The 17182-nt window shown below is 61.4% G+C and carries 16 protein-coding genes; 10 read left to right on the top strand and 6 right to left on the bottom strand.

What is annotated here, in order from left to right; translation table 11 throughout:
• Positions 1 to 357: 357 nt before the first annotated feature.
• Positions 358 to 939 (bottom strand): response regulator, encoded by a 582-nt coding sequence (locus LB513_RS17725; protein WP_224664800.1) that lies wholly within the window; start codon positions 937 to 939, stop codon positions 358 to 360.
• Between the two features lie 270 nt (positions 940 to 1209).
• Between LB513_RS17725 and LB513_RS17720 the strand changes: the two genes are divergently transcribed.
• The 10 genes from LB513_RS17720 (at position 1210) to LB513_RS17675 (ending at position 13139) form a co-directional block, all read left to right on the top strand.
• Positions 1210 to 1434: a hypothetical protein gene (locus LB513_RS17720; RefSeq protein WP_224664799.1), complete on the top strand. Its 225-nt coding sequence runs from the start codon at positions 1210 to 1212 to the stop codon at positions 1432 to 1434.
• Between the two features lie 89 nt (positions 1435 to 1523).
• A complete protein-coding gene (locus tag LB513_RS17715) occupies positions 1524 to 4631 on the top strand; it encodes a CheR family methyltransferase (RefSeq protein ID WP_224664798.1) in 3108 nt (1035 codons plus the stop codon).
• 2 nt (positions 4632 to 4633) lie between these two features.
• Entirely contained in the window at positions 4634 to 4999 is a 366-nt protein-coding gene (locus LB513_RS17710; protein WP_224664797.1) for a response regulator, read from the top strand.
• 499 nt (positions 5000 to 5498) lie between these two features.
• Entirely contained in the window at positions 5499 to 6731 is a 1233-nt protein-coding gene (locus LB513_RS17705) for a septal ring lytic transglycosylase RlpA family protein (RefSeq protein ID WP_224664995.1), read from the top strand.
• A gap of 87 nt (positions 6732 to 6818) precedes the next feature.
• Positions 6819 to 7985 carry a D-alanyl-D-alanine carboxypeptidase family protein gene (locus LB513_RS17700; RefSeq protein WP_224664796.1) on the top strand — a complete coding sequence of 389 codons (1167 nt, stop codon included), beginning with the start codon at positions 6819 to 6821 and terminating at the stop codon, positions 7983 to 7985.
• A 170-nt stretch (positions 7986 to 8155) separates the two neighbouring features.
• Positions 8156 to 8830 carry a dTMP kinase gene (gene tmk, locus LB513_RS17695; RefSeq protein ID WP_224664795.1) on the top strand — a complete coding sequence of 225 codons (675 nt, stop codon included), beginning with the start codon at positions 8156 to 8158 and terminating at the stop codon, positions 8828 to 8830.
• Entirely contained in the window at positions 8827 to 9882 is a 1056-nt protein-coding gene (locus tag LB513_RS17690) for a DNA polymerase III subunit delta' (protein ID WP_224664794.1), read from the top strand. The genes tmk and LB513_RS17690 overlap by 4 nt, the downstream gene beginning before the upstream one ends.
• Before the next feature lie 88 nt (positions 9883 to 9970).
• The gene (gene metG / locus LB513_RS17685; protein ID WP_224664793.1) at positions 9971 to 11521 is read left to right on the top strand and encodes a methionine--tRNA ligase; all 1551 of its coding nucleotides are present in this window, start codon (positions 9971 to 9973) and stop codon (positions 11519 to 11521) included.
• Entirely contained in the window at positions 11521 to 12315 is a 795-nt protein-coding gene (locus tag LB513_RS17680) for a TatD family hydrolase (RefSeq protein WP_224664792.1), read from the top strand. Before metG ends, LB513_RS17680 begins: the two co-directional genes overlap by 1 nt.
• 2 nt (positions 12316 to 12317) lie before the next feature.
• A complete protein-coding gene (locus LB513_RS17675; RefSeq protein ID WP_224664791.1) occupies positions 12318 to 13139 on the top strand; it encodes an MBL fold metallo-hydrolase in 822 nt (273 codons plus the stop codon).
• A gap of 190 nt (positions 13140 to 13329) precedes the next feature.
• On the opposite strand, the gene LB513_RS17670 is transcribed toward LB513_RS17675, so the two are convergent.
• The 5 genes from LB513_RS17670 to LB513_RS17650 all read right to left on the bottom strand — a co-directional run bounded on the left by LB513_RS17670 (position 13330) and on the right by LB513_RS17650 (position 17139).
• Positions 13330 to 13878 (bottom strand): class I SAM-dependent methyltransferase, encoded by a 549-nt coding sequence (locus tag LB513_RS17670; protein WP_224664790.1) that lies wholly within the window; start codon positions 13876 to 13878, stop codon positions 13330 to 13332.
• A gap of 170 nt (positions 13879 to 14048) precedes the next feature.
• Positions 14049 to 14930, bottom strand: a complete 882-nt coding sequence (locus LB513_RS17665; RefSeq protein ID WP_224664789.1) for an aldose 1-epimerase family protein — start codon at positions 14928 to 14930, stop codon at positions 14049 to 14051.
• A gap of 167 nt (positions 14931 to 15097) precedes the next feature.
• On the bottom strand, positions 15098 to 15814 hold the full coding sequence (locus tag LB513_RS17660) for a Bax inhibitor-1/YccA family protein (protein WP_224664788.1): 717 nt from the start codon (positions 15812 to 15814) through the stop codon (positions 15098 to 15100).
• A gap of 24 nt (positions 15815 to 15838) precedes the next feature.
• Positions 15839 to 16609: an anti-sigma factor family protein gene (locus tag LB513_RS17655; protein ID WP_224664787.1), complete on the bottom strand. Its 771-nt coding sequence runs from the start codon at positions 16607 to 16609 to the stop codon at positions 15839 to 15841.
• A complete protein-coding gene (locus tag LB513_RS17650) occupies positions 16606 to 17139 on the bottom strand; it encodes a sigma-70 family RNA polymerase sigma factor (protein WP_411962720.1) in 534 nt (177 codons plus the stop codon). The genes LB513_RS17655 and LB513_RS17650 overlap by 4 nt, the downstream gene beginning before the upstream one ends.
• Positions 17140 to 17182 lie beyond the last annotated feature (43 nt).

The raw sequence follows: 17182 nt of genomic DNA, 5'->3' as shown, positions 1-17182 counted from the left end.
ATGCGCTCATCGCATGACGACCTGCTGATCAGTCCGATGTGTGGCCGACCGTCCTGGCGCCCGAGCCGGCTGTTCCAGTCGCTTTGCCAGCCCGATTTTTCGACGTCGTTGGAACATTGCCAAGGAAGTTCAGTTTGGTCTGGCTGCAGATAGAGGCCCGTAATCGGTGAGATCGGTGGGCAACACTGATCCTCGCCAAGGCTGTCAAAGGGCGCAGACCTCTACGTGCAGCTTGCATCGCGAGGTCTAGCGAGAAGGGGCGTTGATTTGTATGAATTTACACCCCATTTCTATCGTCAGCCGCTCCGCGAATCGAGCACGGTGAGGGGCCGTGTCTTGCGTGGCTTGCATATGCAATTAGTGGAGCAGACCAGCCGAACTGTTTGCGACCCGTTTCAGGATCGAGTTAAGCCATCGCTCGGTCGACATGCCGGCAGGGCGATCGGCACTCTCGCGAATGGCGAGTTCCAGCGTCATTTCAACAAGGCGGTCAGCGGCGCCTGCATCCGGAAGCATCAGCCGGCCCGCCAACCGCAGTTTCGGCAGCAGAGCCAGGACATCAAGCGGGTCGTCAATGCTCTCCTTCACGTCCGTGTCGGGAAAAAGCGCTGCGATGATTTTCCGCCGGTCCGTCGGCTTCATAAGGCTGGCGATATGGTCGAGCCTGGATGGGATCACGTTGCGGTCATACGCGCTGAAGAAGACGAAGGGGATGCCGAGCTCGGAAAGGCGATCGGCGACCGGAAACACGGACGCGCCGTTTAGGTCAATGTCCAGGACAGCCGCATCCGCCTCTTCAGCGAGCATCTGGGCCTCCGCGACGGTGGCCACTGGACCGAGGATATGCGCGCCCAATCCAGCGAAATAGCGCGCAATATCATCCGCCACGAGAAACTCGTCTTCTACAATGAGGATCTTAGCTTCAACCAGGCGTTGCATTCTGCCTCCTCCTCACATCGGCGCTTCGTAGTCAAACTTCCTCAGAATAGGGCGTACAAGGCCATTTTGTCGATTGAAGAAATGGAATGTTCTTTCACTTCCGAAGAAGCGCCCCAGCATTAGCCGGCATGAAGCATTGGCGAGCCCGAGCGAATTCAACGTCGAGTGTCGCAACTCGTTCCGAACTTGGGTTTAGCGCCGGTGAAGCTTTTCGATGCTGTCGGACATACAGAACCTTGCGATTGACGTTGCGAGAGAGCATGCTTCGACATGGACCAGATTGGACGCCATCTGGAAGACTTGCGCATTTTGCAATGCGAACTCCGCTACGAGGCCGAGTTGCTGCGAGGCTTGTCCCGGCGCACAGCAAGCGAGTTCGGCCATTCCAGCGAGGGTCTGCGCGCAATGATAGAAGCGGCACGCGAAAAAAACCGAACAGCGCGCCTTGGTCGTGATCTCGCACAGATGCGGTTGCTGCTGATCAAAAGCGCTTGACCGGCGAAAATCCCGCTGGTCTTTCTCAGCGAGAAAACCAGCGTGGTCGCACTATCTACAATGGCGCAAATATTCGGAAGGCAGGCTAAGTGGTACGAAATTCTAGGTCGGCGATTGTCGGCGTAGGCGCTTCGGCGGGTGGCATCCCGGCCATGGAAGCGCTGTTCAAGGGCATGCCCGACGCGCCCGGTATGGCCTTTGTCGTTATCACTCATCTGAGCCCCGAGCGGGAGAGCCTGCTGCACGATGTGCTGGGCCGCTATACCGCAATGCCGGTGACGATCGCCGAAGACGGCATGGAGGCTGAGGCTGACAAAGTCTATGTGATGCCGCAAAACGCCGTCTTGACGATGCAAGGCGGCAGATTGCAGCTGCGGCCCGCAAGCGCAGCAAGCCGTGAACGCAAGCCGATCGACGTTTTCTTCAGCTCCCTCGCGGAAGACCAGGGCGAGTACGCGGTCGCCATCATCCTTTCGGGCGGCGACGGTGACGGGACGCTCGGCGCCAAGATGATCAAGGAGCATGGCGGCTTCGTGATGGCTCAAACCGCGGACAGCTCGGGGCCGAGCAATCCTGATATGCCGCAAAGCGCCATTGCAAGCGGCGTCGTCGATATGGCGGTTCCGGCGGAGGAGATGGGTGGAAGGCTGATGGACTTCGCCCGCGGCTTCGACACGCTCGCCAAGCTGGCCGAAAGCGGCGACCGCGCCTCCGAAAACATCGACCGGGCACGCGTGGAAATCTACGATGTCCTACGCTCTCAGTCAGGCCATGATTTTTCCGGCTACAAGACCAAGACCTTCATTCGCCGCGTCAAGCGACGCATGCAGATCGGCCAGATAACTTCGTTTTCCGCCTATATCGAGCTGCTGCGCAAGGAGCCGCGCGAGGTCACGGCGCTGTTTCGCGACCTCCTGATCAACGTCACCAACTTCTTTCGCGATCCCGACGCCTTCGACGTGCTGGAAAAGAAGGTCGTGCCAAAGCTTTTCGAGGGCAAGACCGCGTCCGAGACGATCAGGATCTGGGTGCCGGGCTGCGCCACTGGGGAGGAAGTGTATTCGATCGGCATTCTGCTGCGCGAGCATATGGACACTTTACCGGTGGTGCCGAGAGTACAGATTTTCGCCACCGACATCGACGAGTACGCGCTCTCGGTCGCACGCTCGGCGCGTTATCCCGCCAGCATGCTCGACGGTGTGTCGGCCGAGAGGCGCCAGCGGTTCTTCACCCATGAAGGCGAGAGCTTCGTGCTGGCCAGCGAGGTGCGCGAACTGTGCATCTTCTCGCCCCACAGCGTCATCAAGGACCCACCTTTTTCGCGCATGGACATGGTGTCCTGCCGTAATCTGCTCATCTATTTCGGGCCGGACATCCAAAACCGGGTTATTCCGGTCTTTCGCTATGCGCTGAAGCCATCGGGCTATCTTTTCCTCGGCACATCCGAAAGCATCGGCCAGCACACCGATCTGTTCGCGACGGTCGACAAGAAGCATCGCGTGTTCAGGGCGCGCGAAGATGTGTTGCCGAAGTCGCGTCTTTCGCTTTTGGTTGGCGAGAGCGGCCGGAGCATCCCGTTCCTGTCCGACGGGCGGCCAGGCAGGACAGGCGCACCTGCCGGTTATCCGCTGCGCCAATCGGTTGAAACGCAGGTGCTAGAACGCCACGCGCCGCCGCATGTGGTGGTCAATGCGGAAGGCGACGTCGTCTATTATTCGGCGCGAACCGGACGCTATCTCGAACCGCCGCAGGGCGCACCGAGCCGCAACCTGCTCAATATGGCGCGGCGAGGCCTCAGGCTCGATCTACGCGCCGCATTGCGCGAGGCGATGACGACGCGTCAGACCGTGTTGCGCGAGAACGTCGTCGTCGATGGCGAGGACGACAGCTCACAACTCGTCACCATCATCATCGAGCCGCTGCCCGACCGAGGCAGCGGCGAGCCGTTCTACCTCGTGCTGTTCCAGCCGCTTGGAGCCCGGCCCGACATTTCGGAAGCCGAGCGCGGCATGGGCTCTGCCCACGACATTATCCATCTCGAGCGCGATCTGCGCGAAACCCGCGAGCGCCTGCAATCGACCATCGAGGAGTACGAAACGGCATTGGAGGAAGTGAAGTCCTCCAATGAGGAACTGGTCTCCGTCAATGAGGAGGCGCAGTCGACCAATGAGGAACTGGAGGCGTCCAAAGAGGAGATGCAATCGCTCAACGAAGAGCTGAACACGATCAACGCCGAACTGTCCGGCAAGATCGAAGAACTCGACCACGCCAACAGCGACCTGAAAAACCTTTTCGAGAGCACCGACATCGCGACCGTCTTCCTCGATCGCGAGCTGGTGATCCGCAGCTTCACGCCCGCGGCTTCGTCTTTCTTCAATCTGCGCACCTTCGATGTCGGCCGTCCGCTTACCGAACTTTCCAACCAGCTCGACTATCCAGAAATGCGCGGTCAGATCGCGAAGGTTTTCGAGACCGGCGAGCCGGTCGTTCATCATCTGTCGCGCGATGCACGGGGCGATTTCTACATGGTCCGCCTCATTCCTTATCGCGACAAGGGTGCTCGCATCCGGGGCGTGGTGGTGACGCTGGTGGACGTCACTCCGCTGGCCCAAGCCGAGGAACACCAGAAGGTGCTGATCTCGGAACTGAACCATCGCGTCAAGAACATGCTCGCGGTCGTCACCAGCATTGCCAACCGCACCGTGGAGACGTCTTCGAGCAAGGAGGAATTCGCAACGGCATTGCTTGGACGGCTCCACGCCATGGCGCGTGCCTACGGAGCGCTGTCCCGCGAGAACTGGACGGAAGTCTCCATCGAGGAACTGATCGATCAGGAAGCCGCGCCCTTCGAGCGCCCCCGCTTTTCACTTTCTGGCCCCTCGGTGAAGCTGAAGCCCCAACAGGCGCTGTCACTCGGCATGGTGATGCACGAACTGGCCACCAATGCTGCCAAGTACGGCGCACTGACCAGGGGGGAGGGCAAGGTGGACATCGCATGGTCGCTTCGCGGCGACAAGCTCGACCTCGCCTGGCAAGAGATCGACGGGCCGCCAGTCGCTCAACCTAAGCATGGCGGTTTTGGCCTGTCGCTGGTCAAAGGCGAAATTGAATACCGTCTCGGCGGTACGGCTGAAACATTTTTCGAGCCAACTGGTTTGAGGGTGAAGATATCTTTTCTTCTCGACCGTAAGGCCTGACTTTGGCAACCGCTCTGCGCATCTTGATCGTGGAAGACGAATGGCTCATCGCCGAGGACCATGCGGAGCATCTGCGCCGAGCCGGCTGCGAAGTCATTGGCCCTGTGCCTTCAGTGGAAGCTGCCCTCGACAGGATCGCACGAGAACAGCCGGATTCCGTGCTCCTGGATGTGCAGTTGAACGGCGAAACGAGTTTCTCGCTGGCGGATACGCTACACGAAAAAGGCATCCCTTTCGCTTTTGTGACGGGCTATGACGATTCGGCCCTACCGCTCCGTTTCGCTAAGGTGGCGGTACTGCCGAAGCCGACGAACCAGGCGCGGTTGGCGGCAGTTGTCTTGAACCTTGTCCAACACTCCTCACGATAGTGGCGGGAAAGAATTGGCACCGGACTGGCAATGAAGGGCAGCGACGGAGAGGGACGGCAGAGCCGGTGCGACTTCAAAATAGCCCCGAAGTCGCACTTGTCGTGATCGCGTGGAACTGGGCGGGGCCCCTTCCGCCACTCTCAAGACCGGCGCCTTAAACCGCTCGGCCATTCCTCCGGCATTCGCGTGCACTGCTCTAGTGCCCGCGACGAAAGCCTCTCAACCATCTTCCATTAGGCTCGCGACGGATGGTGATCATCACCAAGCGCCCCAAATTCTCAAGCTCTGCGCCCCCGAAGAACGGTCGCTTTTCAGGGCTCTGAACCCGGAGCCAACGCCATAATCTTGCCCGTTTCCAGCCACAATTGGTTAATACCGTGATAAGCAATTCCTGCGCACAAGGATGCAGTACGGGCCGCCGTGCCAGTATGTGAGGGCTTCACTTTTCTGACGGTCGAGCGGCTTAATCTTTGGTGAGATTGTAGGGGACATCTTGAACATGCAGACCATGACGCACCCGCGTCTTCGTCGCGCTGCCACGGTCGCTTTGCTCGCTCTTTCTGCCGGCATGCTGGCCGCATGCGCGTCGCAGCCCGAGCCGAAAGGCATGGTCTACAAGAAAACCCGGTCAAAGGAATATTTCGCCGAATCCGAATATGGCGTGAAGGCCAGCCCGCGTGTTTTCTTCCGGGACGGCCGCATACAGCGGGGCGGTGGCCGGGACCAGCTGGGCAAGCCCTACCAGGTGCGCGGCAAATGGTATTACCCGAAGGAGGACAAGCACTACGCCAAGGTGGGTCTGGCCTCCTGGTATGGCGATGCCTTCCACGGCCGGCTCACCGCCAATGGTGAAGTCTACGACATGACGCATCTGACGGCGGCGCACCCGACCATGCCGCTGCCTAGCTACGCCCGCGTCACCAATCTCAAGACCGGCAGCTCCGTCATCGTTCGCGTCAATGATCGCGGCCCATATCATGACGGCCGCATCATCGACGTCTCGGAGCGCGCCGCCCAGATGCTCGATTATGCCAATATCGGTACTGCCCAGGTCAAAGTCGAATATGTCGGCCGCGCACCGCTGGACGGCGACGACGACAAGTATCTGATGGCCTCCTACCATCCCGGCAACCGCATACCGGATCCGTCGGACGGCCTACCGACCGGGGTGATGGTCGCCATGAATGGCCCTTCGCCCAGCCTGCCGGCAGCCGCCTCCGCGGTGCCGTTCCCAGGCCAGCCGACCGACGCGGCTGAAGCACAACCAGTCATGTCGGCGCAAACGCCGGCCTTTGGTGACGTGGCGCTGCCCGATTTCGGCCCAATCGTGCCGCAGCGCCCGGAGATCGCCCTGCCTGCGCAATCGCCATTCGCCGTCGCGTCGTTGTCCTATGCGGATGAGCGGCCCCATCGCGCTTCGGATGTCTTCGCGGCCCTCGGCGGCGACGGCATGTCGCCGTCTGATATGCTTCAGTCCTCGCAGCGGCTGGCGCCCCCGGCCAGTCCGTCGGCGGCCTATGTGGCAGCCGGTTCCTTCGAGGATGCGGTCGAAGCCGAGCGTGTCGCCTCGCAGCTCGCCGAATTCGGCAAGACCGAGATCCAGCGTTCGAATCTGGATGGCAAGGACTGGTATTCGGTCAATCTCTATCCCGAGGGCCAACGCAATCTCGACGAACTGCTGCAGGCGGCATGGTCGCATGGCGCGCCGGATGCGCTGGCCGTGCGGAACTGACCGGAAGCCAGGTGTTGATCCGACGGCGAAAAAGCCCGATAGTTTTCGCGGGCTTGCCGGACTTGCCGGCCAAACGGGTCGAATTTCATGCCGCTTCGCTTATGCCAGCCTTTCGCCGGGCTTCTGGTTTTTTGCCTGTTGTTGCTTCCCCTCGCTCCGGCTCGCGCGCAACTTTTCGAAACGAAGGCAGCCCAGGCCTTCATGATCGACGCCGAGACCGGAACGGTGCTGTTTGCGAAAGACGCCGACAAGCCGATCCAGCCGGCCTCGATGGCCAAGCTGATGACGATGGAAGTCGTTTTCAACGCTTTGAAGTCCAAACGGCTTACGCTCGACGATACATTCGTGGTGAGTGAAAACGCCTGGCGCAAAGGCGGGGCACCTTCGGGCACATCGACGATGTTCGCCAAGCTCAAATCCGCGATCAGGATCGGGGATCTTGTCCAGGGCGTCACCGTGCAGGCGGCCAATGATGGCTGCATCGTCATCGCCGAAGGCATGGCGGGCTCCGAAGACAATTTCGCCGCACAGATGACCGAACGTGCCCGCCAGATCGGGCTCAAGACGTCGATCTTCGTCAACTCCACGGGCTTGCCAGCGGACGGGCAGCGCACCACGGTGCGCGAATTGGCGCTGCTGGCGCTTCACCTTTGGCGAGATTATCCCGATTTCTATCGCTACTATAGCCAGCAGGACTTTACCTGGAACAAGATAACCCAGCGGAACCGCAATCCGCTGCTCGCGATGGATATCGGTGCCGACGGCCTGGCTGTCGGGGCCAGCGAGGCCTCCGGCTTCGGCATCGTCGCCTCGGTCAACCACAATGGCGCGCGCGTGATCGCGGCGATGAGCGGCCTTGCCAACGACAAGGAACGGGCCGAGGAAGCGCGTAAACTGCTCGACTGGGGTGCACGCTCCTTCGAGAAGACCGAGATCTTCGCCAAGGACGAGGTGGTCGGCGAAGCGCAGGTATTCGGCGGCGCCAAATCCGGCGTGGCCCTGAAAGCCGGAGGGCCGATCGCAATCTTCCTGCCCATTACCAACAGGGACAAGCTGACGGCCAAAATAGTCTACGATGGCCCTGTCGCTGCGCCCGTCGAGGCAGGGCAGCCCGTGGGGGCCTTGCGCGTCTGGATCGGCGACACGCTGAGCCAGGAGACGCCGCTGTTCGCGGCCGAATCGATCGGCGTCGGGACGCTGCCGCAACGAGCGCTGGACGCCGCCAAGGAACTCGCGGTTGGCTGGTTGCGCTAGCACCGTGGACCTTTTCCACAAGCAGGACTATAGGGCAGCGCTCCTCCCGGGTGGATGAGCGCATGACCTCCTGATCTGCTCCATTCGCACATGAACCATGGCGAAAACCGTTTCCCGCTTTTCACCCTCATGCGCTACAGTCGACCCGGGCGCGGGCAGAGGCATTTCGATTGGCAAGAGGTTTTTTCATCACCTTCGAAGGCGGCGAAGGCGCGGGCAAGTCGACGCAGATCGAGCGGCTGGCGAGGAAGATGCGCGCCAAGAAATACGATGTCGTCGTCACGCGCGAGCCGGGGGGCTCACCCGGCGCCGAAGCGGTGCGGCACGTACTGCTTTCCGGTGCCGCCGAGCCGTTCGGACCGAAGATGGAGGCGCTGCTTTTCGCCGCCGCGCGTTCCGATCATGTCGAGCAGGTCATCCGGCCGGCGGTCGATCGCGGCTCTATCGTGCTCTGTGACCGGTTCTTGGATTCGTCGCGGGTCTATCAGGGGGTAACCGGCGGCGTCGACCCGGTTTTCATGACCACGTTGGAGCAGGTTGCGATCAACGGCATGATGCCCGACATGACGCTGATCTTCGACATCGACCCGGTCGAGGGCCTAAGGCGCGCCACGCTTCGTCGCGGCGCACATGCCGATGCCGACCGCTTCGAAAAGGAAAACTTGGCCATCCACCAGGCTCGCAGGGAGGCGTTTTTGGCAATCGCCGCAGCAGAACCCCGGCGCTGCATCGTGGTCGACGCGTCCGCCGACCCCAATACGGTCGAGAACGTCGTCACCGCCGCCGTGTTCGCCGGCCTGGAAGCGATCACCGCGCAAACCAACAGGCGGGCAACGCCGGCATGATCTTCGAACGCATCGCCCCCGAACAGCACGACACGCTGGACGGCGTTCCCGAGCCATCCGAAACGCCGCGTCTGATCGGACATCAACAGGCGGCCGGGATGCTGGCCGCAGCGTACCGCTCGGGAAAGCTGCCGCACGCTCTGATCTTCACCGGACCTCTTGGTATCGGCAAGGCGACGCTGGCATTCCATCTCGCCCATCATCTGCTGAAGCACCCGCAGTTTGACCAGGCGCCGGAAACCCTTGCTATCCCAGATCCGGCCTCGCCGCTTTTTCGCCAGATCGCAACCGGTGCCCATCCGGGCGTGCTGCACTTGACGCGTCCGCCGAACGACAAGACCAAGAGCTTCAAGACTGTTGTTACCGTTGATGAGATCCGAAGGGTCAACCGCTTCCTTGCGATGACTTCGCATGATGGCAGTTACAGGGTCGTCATTATCGATCCGGCGGACGACATGAACACCAATGCGGCCAATGCCTTGCTGAAGAATCTTGAAGAGCCGCCTGCACGGACGCTGTTCATCCTGATCGTCCACGCTCCGGGCAGCCTGCTGCCGACGCTCCGGTCGCGTTGCCAGGTGATACGCCTGTCGCCACTCGACGCAGGAGACCTGATGGCTGTGCTGGAAACCGTCGAACCTCCACCGCCCACTGATCCGGCGGCGCGCGCCGCGCTGGTTGAGCGGGCAGGGGGCAGCGCGCGTAACGCCATCCTCTTGACCCAGTATGGCGGCCTCGAGATCGCCTCGGCACTGGACGCCCTGGTGGCCGAAAAGAAAGGCGACACGGGCGGAGCGTTCCGCCTTGCCGAGGCGGTCTCCGGCCGCGACCAGGCGATCCAGTTCGACATCTTCAACCGGCGGGCGCTGGAGCTGTTATCGGAGGCGGCGAGCGTGGCAGCCCTTGCGGGAGACCTTGAGCGAGCCAAGATCCTGTCGGACACTTGGCATGAGGCCCTTGAGGCTATATCTGAAAACGATACCTATAATCTCGACAAGAAGCAGCACGCCCTGACGATGATCGACCGCCTGAATTCTGCAATGCGAATGTGACGGGCCGCCGGCTTGGGATGGCAATCGCCGTCCCGATGCGATATCCACCGCCACGCCTTCCATTCAGACGTTCATGACGGTTTCATTCATGTCACGCGACACATTCTATATTACCACCCCGATCTTCTATCCGAATGGCAAGCCGCATATCGGCCATGCCTATACGGTCATCGCAACCGACGCGCTGGCCCGCTTCCAGCGGCTGGACGGCAAGGACGTCTTGTTCCTGACTGGCACCGACGAACATGGCCTCAAAATGCAGCAGACGGCCGAGAAGGAAGGCATAACGCCTCTGGCGCTGGCCGACCGCAATTCGGCGATTTTCCGCGCGATGACAGAGGCTATGGGCGGCTCGAATGACGATTACATTCGCACGACCGAGCCGCGCCACTATGAGTCCTGCCAGGCGATCTGGAAAGCCATGGCCGCCAATGGCGACATCTATCTCGATCGTTATAGCGGCTGGTATTCGGTTCGCCAGGAGGCCTATTTCGACGAGAGCGAGACGACGCTCGGCGAAGATGGCGTGCGCCGCGAGCCGCTGGGCTCGCCGGTCGAATGGAACGAGGAAGAAAGCTACTTCTTCAGGCTTTCCGCCTATCAGGACAAATTGCTGGCACTTTACGAGAACCAGCCCGACTTTATTGGTCCGACCGAGCGCCGCAACGAGGTGCTCAGCTTCGTCAAATCCGGACTGAAGGACTTGTCGATCTCGCGCACGACCTTCAAATGGGGCGTGCCTGTGCCGGGCGACGACAAGCATGTGATGTATGTCTGGGTGGACGCCCTGACCAATTACATCACAGCCGCGGGCTATCCCGACACAAAGGCGGAGCAATGGCGCTACTGGCCGGCCACGCACATCATCGGCAAGGACATTGTCCGCTTCCATGCGGTCTATTGGCCGGCCTTTCTGATGTCGGCCGGCATTGAGCTGCCAAAGCGCGTTTTCGCGCACGGCTTCCTGTTCAACCGCGGCGAGAAAATGTCGAAATCGGTTGGCAACGTCGTGGATCCATTCACGATGGTCGAACACTATGGTCTGGACCAGGTGCGCTACTTCTTCCTGCGTGAGGTGCCGTTCGGCAACGACGGCAGCTACAGCCATGAAGCCATCGTCAACCGCACCAATGCCGATCTTGCCAATGGGCTCGGCAATCTGGCGCAGCGCTCGCTCTCGATGATCGCCAAGAACTGCGCTAGCGCCGTGCCGCATCGCGGCGACCTTACGGAGGCCGACAGCGCGATCCTCGACCAGGCCGTGGAAGCGCTGGAAACCGCGCGAAAGGCGATGGCCGGGCAGGGGACCCATGTTGCCTTGGCGGCGATCTTCGACGTCGTCGCGGAAGCCGATCGGTACTTCGCCGGACAAGCGCCCTGGGCGCTCAGGAAAACCGATCCGGCGCGTATGGAAACCGTGCTGTGGACGACTGCGGAAGTGGTCCGGCGCGTGACCTTGCTTTGCCAACCCTTCGTCCCGGGCTCGGCGGCGAAACTGCTCGACCTGCTGGCAGTGCCGGCCGGAGAGCGTGAGTTCGCGCATGTCCACGCGGACCACGCGCTGGTGCCGGGCACCGCCTTGCCCGCGCCGGAAGGCGTCTTCCCACGCTATGTTGAAAAGCAGGGTGCGGAAGCCTGATGCTCGTCGACAGCCACTGTCATCTTGATTTTCCAGATTTCGCCGAGGAGCGGACCGCCATCGTCGCCCGCGCCCTTGCCGCCGGTGTCGGGCGCATGGTGACGATTTCGACCCGTGTGAAAAGGTTCCAGCAAATAGTTGAAATCGCGGAAGCTTTCGACGCCGTATATTGCTCGGTCGGCACCCACCCGCACAATGCCGACGAGGAGCTTGACATCACTGCGGCGGACCTGATCCGTATCGCCGCACATCCGAAGGTGGTGGCGATCGGCGAGGCCGGGCTGGACTATTTCTACGACAAGGCGCCCCGCGACGCACAGGCGCAAGGCTTTCGCAATCACATCGCCGCGGCACGCGAGACAGGGCTGCCTCTGGTCATCCATGCGCGCAACGCCGATGACGACATGGCCGCCATCCTCGAGAACGAAACAGAGAAGGGGGCCTTCCCATTCATCCTGCACTGTTTTTCGTCCGGACGCCGGCTGGCCGAAATCGGAATCGCGCTCGGCGGCTACATCTCATTCTCGGGCATCCTCACCTTCAAGAATTCGGACGAACTGCGCGCCATAGCAGCCGATGTGCCCAATGACCGCCTTCTTGTTGAGACCGACGCGCCCTACCTGGCGCCCATACCGTTTCGCGGCAAGCGCAACGAGCCAGCCTATGTCGCGCACACAGCCAAGGTCCTGGCCGAGACGATCGGCGTCAGCGAAGCCGAAGTCGCGGCACTGACGACCAGCAATTTCTTTCGTCTTTTCCGCAAGATGCCACGCCCCGTAGAGCAAAGTGCCTGAGCATGGCGGACCGGCTTCGCGTCACCATTCTCGGCTGCGGCTCGTCGCCAGGGGTTCCCCGGATCACCGGCGACTGGGGCAATTGCGCCCCCGACAATCCGAAGAATCGGCGCATGCGCGCCTCGGCCCTGATCGAGCGCATCGCGGCCAATGGCGCCCGCACGACCATTGTCATCGATACCGGGCCGGATTTTCGCCAGCAGATGCTGATGGCCTCGGTCCGGCGCATCGACGCGGTCGTTTATACCCATCCGCACGCCGATCATATCCACGGCATCGATGATCTGCGCGGCTTCGTCCACGATCAGCACCACCGGATAAATGTCCATGCCGATGAGCCGACAATGGTAAGGCTCAGACAGGCTTTCGGTTACTGTTTCGAAACGCCGGCGGCCAGCTCCTATCCGCCCATCGTCACCCCCCACATCATCAGCCATGAGAGGCCGTTGGTCATCGAAGGAGAGGGGGGTGCCCTCGCCCTTGAGCCTCTGCCGCAGGTGCATGGCGACATCATCTCACTCGGCTTCCGTATCGGCGGTATGGCCTATTGCCCTGACATCAGCGATTTTCCAGATAGTACCGCCGACCGGCTGCGCGATCTTGACGTGCTGATCATCGACGCGCTGCAATACAGGACGCATCCGAGCCATTTGTCGCTCGGGCAAGCGCTCGGCTGGATCGAGCGACTGGCGCCGAACCACGCCGTGCTGACGCATATGCACGTGCCGCTGGACTACGCCACGGTCATGACCGAGACGCCCGCGAACGTCGAGCCGGCATATGATGGAATGGTAGTCGAACTGCCTTATGAGTCGCAGCGATGATCCGTCGGTTCATTGGAACACAGCGGGCCATCTTTCGCGGCCATAGCAATGTGAATCACATCGGTGACCGTAGCAGACCGTCTCATGCGGGAGATAGGTTATTGTTTTCATGGGCTTAGCCGCGCTTCGACCCTATCCGTCAGTTCCATAATCTATCTTATGCGACTTTATATCTAGGACGAAATCGGGCTTAGCGGTCATCGGCGCGTGTACCAGTAGCGACCACCCACCCGCTTTCGGAATTTGGTCTGCGCGTCTCCACCATGCGGAAGCCCGCCTGTTCAAGGGGGGCCATGACATCGTCCGGATCGCGCGGGGTAAAGATGTCACTTGGCATCTTCATCCGATCCATATGGGCTTTAGGAAGGAAACCCAGCACAATTTGCCCGCCAGGCTTGAGCACACGCGCAATCTCCTTGCACCCAGCCTCCAGGCTTTGCCAGAAATACACTGTGTGGACGCTAAGGGCCTTATCGAAGGTGGCGTCTGGCAACGGCAGGTTTTCGACTGTCCCCACTTTGAACTCTGCTCGTCCGGAGTGGACGAAATCGGCAAAGCGGCGAGCGGCAGCGTCTACAACATCCTGGGATCGATCGACACCGCATACAAATGCTGCGTCCCGCAGAAGCTGCGGCATGACCACGGCACCGCCAAATCCGACCTCCACGACTCGATCCAGCGCTGCCACCTGCAGCTGATCAAGCGCGAAGGCATTCAGCTTTGCATTGCCGCGATTCATGCCAAGTCTGACCAACCAGCCACCTATCCCGGTTGGTCGTGAAAGCTGTCTTGCAATGAACCTTGGTGCCATCGGCGCGCCCCGCTGTTGAAAATCATACGGCGCAAGGCGGGCGGCAGGCAACTATCGAATATGAGAAAGCGACGACCTAATGGTTCGCCGGGTTGCGATCACCCCGGCTCTGTGCTGATCCGGATCTGATAGCTCAGCGCGCGCGTCGCGCCGGGTTCGATCAGCATCACCCCCGGCTTGTCGGTAAAGTCGCCATCGAAGTTCATCGGACTCGCGGTGCCGTGCCAGGGCTCGATGCACAGGAACGGCGCGCCCCCGGGCTTCGACCAGATGCCCAGCTCCTGAAATCCCTGCCATGACATTTCGACCGCCGGACCGTGGCCGGCGGCATAGCGGACTCTGGTGCTGGCCGGGCGGTCGAGGATGATAGCGTCCTCGTCGAACAGTCGCTCGGACAGTTCGAGAGTCTTGCTTTGCACAGGCGTTGGCTGCGGCGCGGCCAACATCAGGCCGTCTTTCAGCCGGCGGATGGGCGCCACTTCATTGTCGGCAAACGTCAGCTGGTAATCCGTCTTGGCCAGATCCGGCAGCAGCGGCCAGTTGAATGCCGGATGCGCTCCGATCGATGCCGGCAGCGGCTCATCGCCTGTGTTGCTGATCTCGAAGCCCACGCCAAGTTGCTGGCGATCCAGCGTGTAGGTCACCGCAAGCCGAAAGGCGAACGGGTAATGCATGCGGGTGTCGGCATCGTCGGTGAGAACGAGCGTGCAGGACCGGGAGCCCCTCTCCTCCCAGGCAAAGGGCTTGTCACGCGCGAATCCGTGCTGTGACATCGGATAGGTCCGGCCTCGATACCGCAACACATCGCCCATGAGCCGCCCGACGATCGGAAACAGTACAGGTGAATGGCGCCGCCATTCCGGGCCGGCCTGCCATAGAAACTCGAACCCTTTCGCATCCCGCAGGGACACAAGTTCGGCGCCCTGCCCGACTATGACCGCCGATATGCCGTCGCCATGAAGCGTCTGGCTGTCTGCCACAGATCCTCGCGTGGTGTTGGGTCGACGAGCGGCAGAGTAGCAAAAGCCGTCAGTGACTCAAGATGCAGCTCGCCGTTTGCCCGAACGAATTGTGGCCGGAGGTTTCCCTCCGGCCACCCCTTCCGCGTCAAGAGCGACAATCATCGCCCTTGCCCACAGCGGACGGTCTATTCGCGTTCGCCGGTGAAATTCAACAGCAGCTGGAAGATGTTGATGAAGTTCAGATACAGCGAGAAGGCACCGAATACGGCCAGCTTCTGGCGCGATTCGGCGTCGAAATTCTCGGCGTACTGCTCCTTGATCGTCTGCGTATCCCAGGCGGTCAGGCCGATGAAGACGGCGATACCGATGACCGAGATGGCAAACTGCAGAGCTGTCGAGCCGAGAAAGATATTGACGACGCTGGCGATCACTACGCCGATCAAGCCCATGATCAGGAAGGACGAGAACTGGGTCAGGTCACGCTTGGTGGTGTAGCCGTAGAGGCTGGTGGCGCCGAACATACTGGCCGCGATGAAGAAGGTCCGGGCGATGCTGGTTCCAGTAAAGACGAGGAAGACGGAGGCCATCGACAGGCCCATCACCGCGCAGAAGGCCCAGAACATCGCCTGGGCGCTGGCCGCCGACATGGTCTGCATTTTGAAAGAAAACAGCATGACAAAGGCGAGCGGGACCAGCATCACTACCCATTTCAGTGGGCTGGAGAAGATGGGAACGTAGAGCGCCGGCGTCGACGACACCAGAAAGGCGATCAGTCCGGTGACCACCAGGCCGACACCCATGTAGTTGTAGACGCGCAGCATATGCTGGCGCAGGCCTTCGTCGAAGACGGCCCCGGCTTGGGCGCCGGCCCCGACGCGGTAACCCAGATTAGGGGTGTTCATGTTGAATTCTCCTTTGTGAACTGGTCAGTAAAGCGTCTTGGCAAGCGTCTCGGCAGCTTGATCCAGAGCCCTCGCCTCTCCCTGCGCAACCACTGCGTAGGCGACTTCACCGACCTGGAAATAGGCCGATGAAATTTCGCCGGAGGGGGCCACGGTCGGCTTGACGACGTCGAAGGTGCCTGGGCGGATCGCAAAGAGGGAAACCAGCCCCATATTCTTGGTATCGACCGCCACCTCGACGCTCGGACCGAAGCGCGATGGATAGATCTGCACATCGCGAACCTTCCAGCCCGCTGGCAGCGTTGGCATGACGATGGCTGTCGCGGCGCGGATCTCGCCGGCGTTGTAGTTGGGCGCCTCAGGCTGCGAAGGCATGGTCTCCCGAACCAGGGTCGTCCTGTGCGCCCGGATCGCTTCATCGACATAGGCCGGTGGCTGCGGCGAGGCGACGACCTTGGTCACCGACATCGGCCCGATAACGCCGTTGGCCAGCCAGCCCGCCCCCACCAGAAGTGCAACAGTGGCCGCGCGCTGCAGCGCCGTGAAGACACGACCCCGCGCAAGCCCCCTCTCGAGCCGCCGCGCGGCCTCGGCGGTTGCCGGCCGCGCCATGCCCTTCGAATCTGCGAGCGCGACGCGCAACTCGTCCCGCGTTCTAAGGTCCGACATGACGCGGGCCGCGGTCTCGGGGCGGGCCGCTAGGAATGCCTCGACCTCGATTCGCCGGGTGGCATCGAGCTGATCATCGACATAGGCGTCGAGATCGGCATCGGTCACGGGATCATTTGCAGTCATGAAGGACCTCCGACGACCCTGAGATGATTTTTCGACATCGAAGGACCAGAGTCCTCCATTTCGCGCAAAGCGGCCCTCGCCCTGCCGATCCGCGACATCAAGGTGCCCAGCGGTACTCCGCTGGCAGCGGCGGCCTGCTGGTAGGACAGCCCTTCGATGGCGACGAGGTGCAGTGCCGAGCGCTGCTCTTCCGGCAGGTTGAAAAACGCCTCTTGCACCTGCGCCAGCCGCAACGAATGTTCCTGCGGCGGCGGCATGCTGCTGTCGGCCAGGTGAGCCGCCTGCTCGATACGCGCTGCTTCCGAGCGGCGTGACCGCATGCGATCGATGAAGGCATTGTGGACGATCGACAGCAGCCAGGCGCGCAGGTCGCCGCCCGCGCGAAAGGTGTCGCGCCGTTCATAGGCGCGCACCAGCGCGTCGTGCACGAGGTCCTCCGCGTCGGTGCCGTCGCGCGTCAAGGAACGTGCGTAGCGGCGCAACGACCCGAGCTGTCCTATGATGTCAAAGCGTGGCATCGACCGTTTCATGCTCTGTTTACGGAGCATGTGGGGATTTTAATCCCGGCGACGC

The organism is Mesorhizobium sp. ES1-1 (assembly GCF_020164785.1).
GTDB lineage: Bacteria > Pseudomonadota > Alphaproteobacteria > Rhizobiales > Rhizobiaceae > Mesorhizobium.
This window is presented reverse-complemented; position numbering and strand designations above follow the sequence as displayed.

Coding starts and splice junctions, on each gene's coding strand:
- metG (WP_224664793.1), top strand. CDS start 9,971: ATGTCACGCGACACATTCTATATTACCACCCCGATCTTCTATCCGAAT.
- LB513_RS17690 (WP_224664794.1), top strand. CDS start 8,827: ATGATCTTCGAACGCATCGCCCCCGAACAGCACGACACGCTGGACGGC.
- LB513_RS17675 (WP_224664791.1), top strand. CDS start 12,318: ATGGCGGACCGGCTTCGCGTCACCATTCTCGGCTGCGGCTCGTCGCCA.
- LB513_RS17650 (WP_411962720.1), bottom strand. CDS start 17,139: ATGAAACGGTCGATGCCACGCTTTGACATCATAGGACAGCTCGGGTCG.
- LB513_RS17700 (WP_224664796.1), top strand. CDS start 6,819: ATGCCGCTTCGCTTATGCCAGCCTTTCGCCGGGCTTCTGGTTTTTTGC.
- LB513_RS17680 (WP_224664792.1), top strand. CDS start 11,521: ATGCTCGTCGACAGCCACTGTCATCTTGATTTTCCAGATTTCGCCGAG.
- LB513_RS17705 (WP_224664995.1), top strand. CDS start 5,499: ATGCAGACCATGACGCACCCGCGTCTTCGTCGCGCTGCCACGGTCGCT.
- LB513_RS17655 (WP_224664787.1), bottom strand. CDS start 16,609: ATGACTGCAAATGATCCCGTGACCGATGCCGATCTCGACGCCTATGTC.
- LB513_RS17725 (WP_224664800.1), bottom strand. CDS start 939: ATGCAACGCCTGGTTGAAGCTAAGATCCTCATTGTAGAAGACGAGTTT.
- LB513_RS17670 (WP_224664790.1), bottom strand. CDS start 13,878: ATGAATCGCGGCAATGCAAAGCTGAATGCCTTCGCGCTTGATCAGCTG.
- LB513_RS17660 (WP_224664788.1), bottom strand. CDS start 15,814: ATGAACACCCCTAATCTGGGTTACCGCGTCGGGGCCGGCGCCCAAGCC.
- LB513_RS17720 (WP_224664799.1), top strand. CDS start 1,210: ATGGACCAGATTGGACGCCATCTGGAAGACTTGCGCATTTTGCAATGC.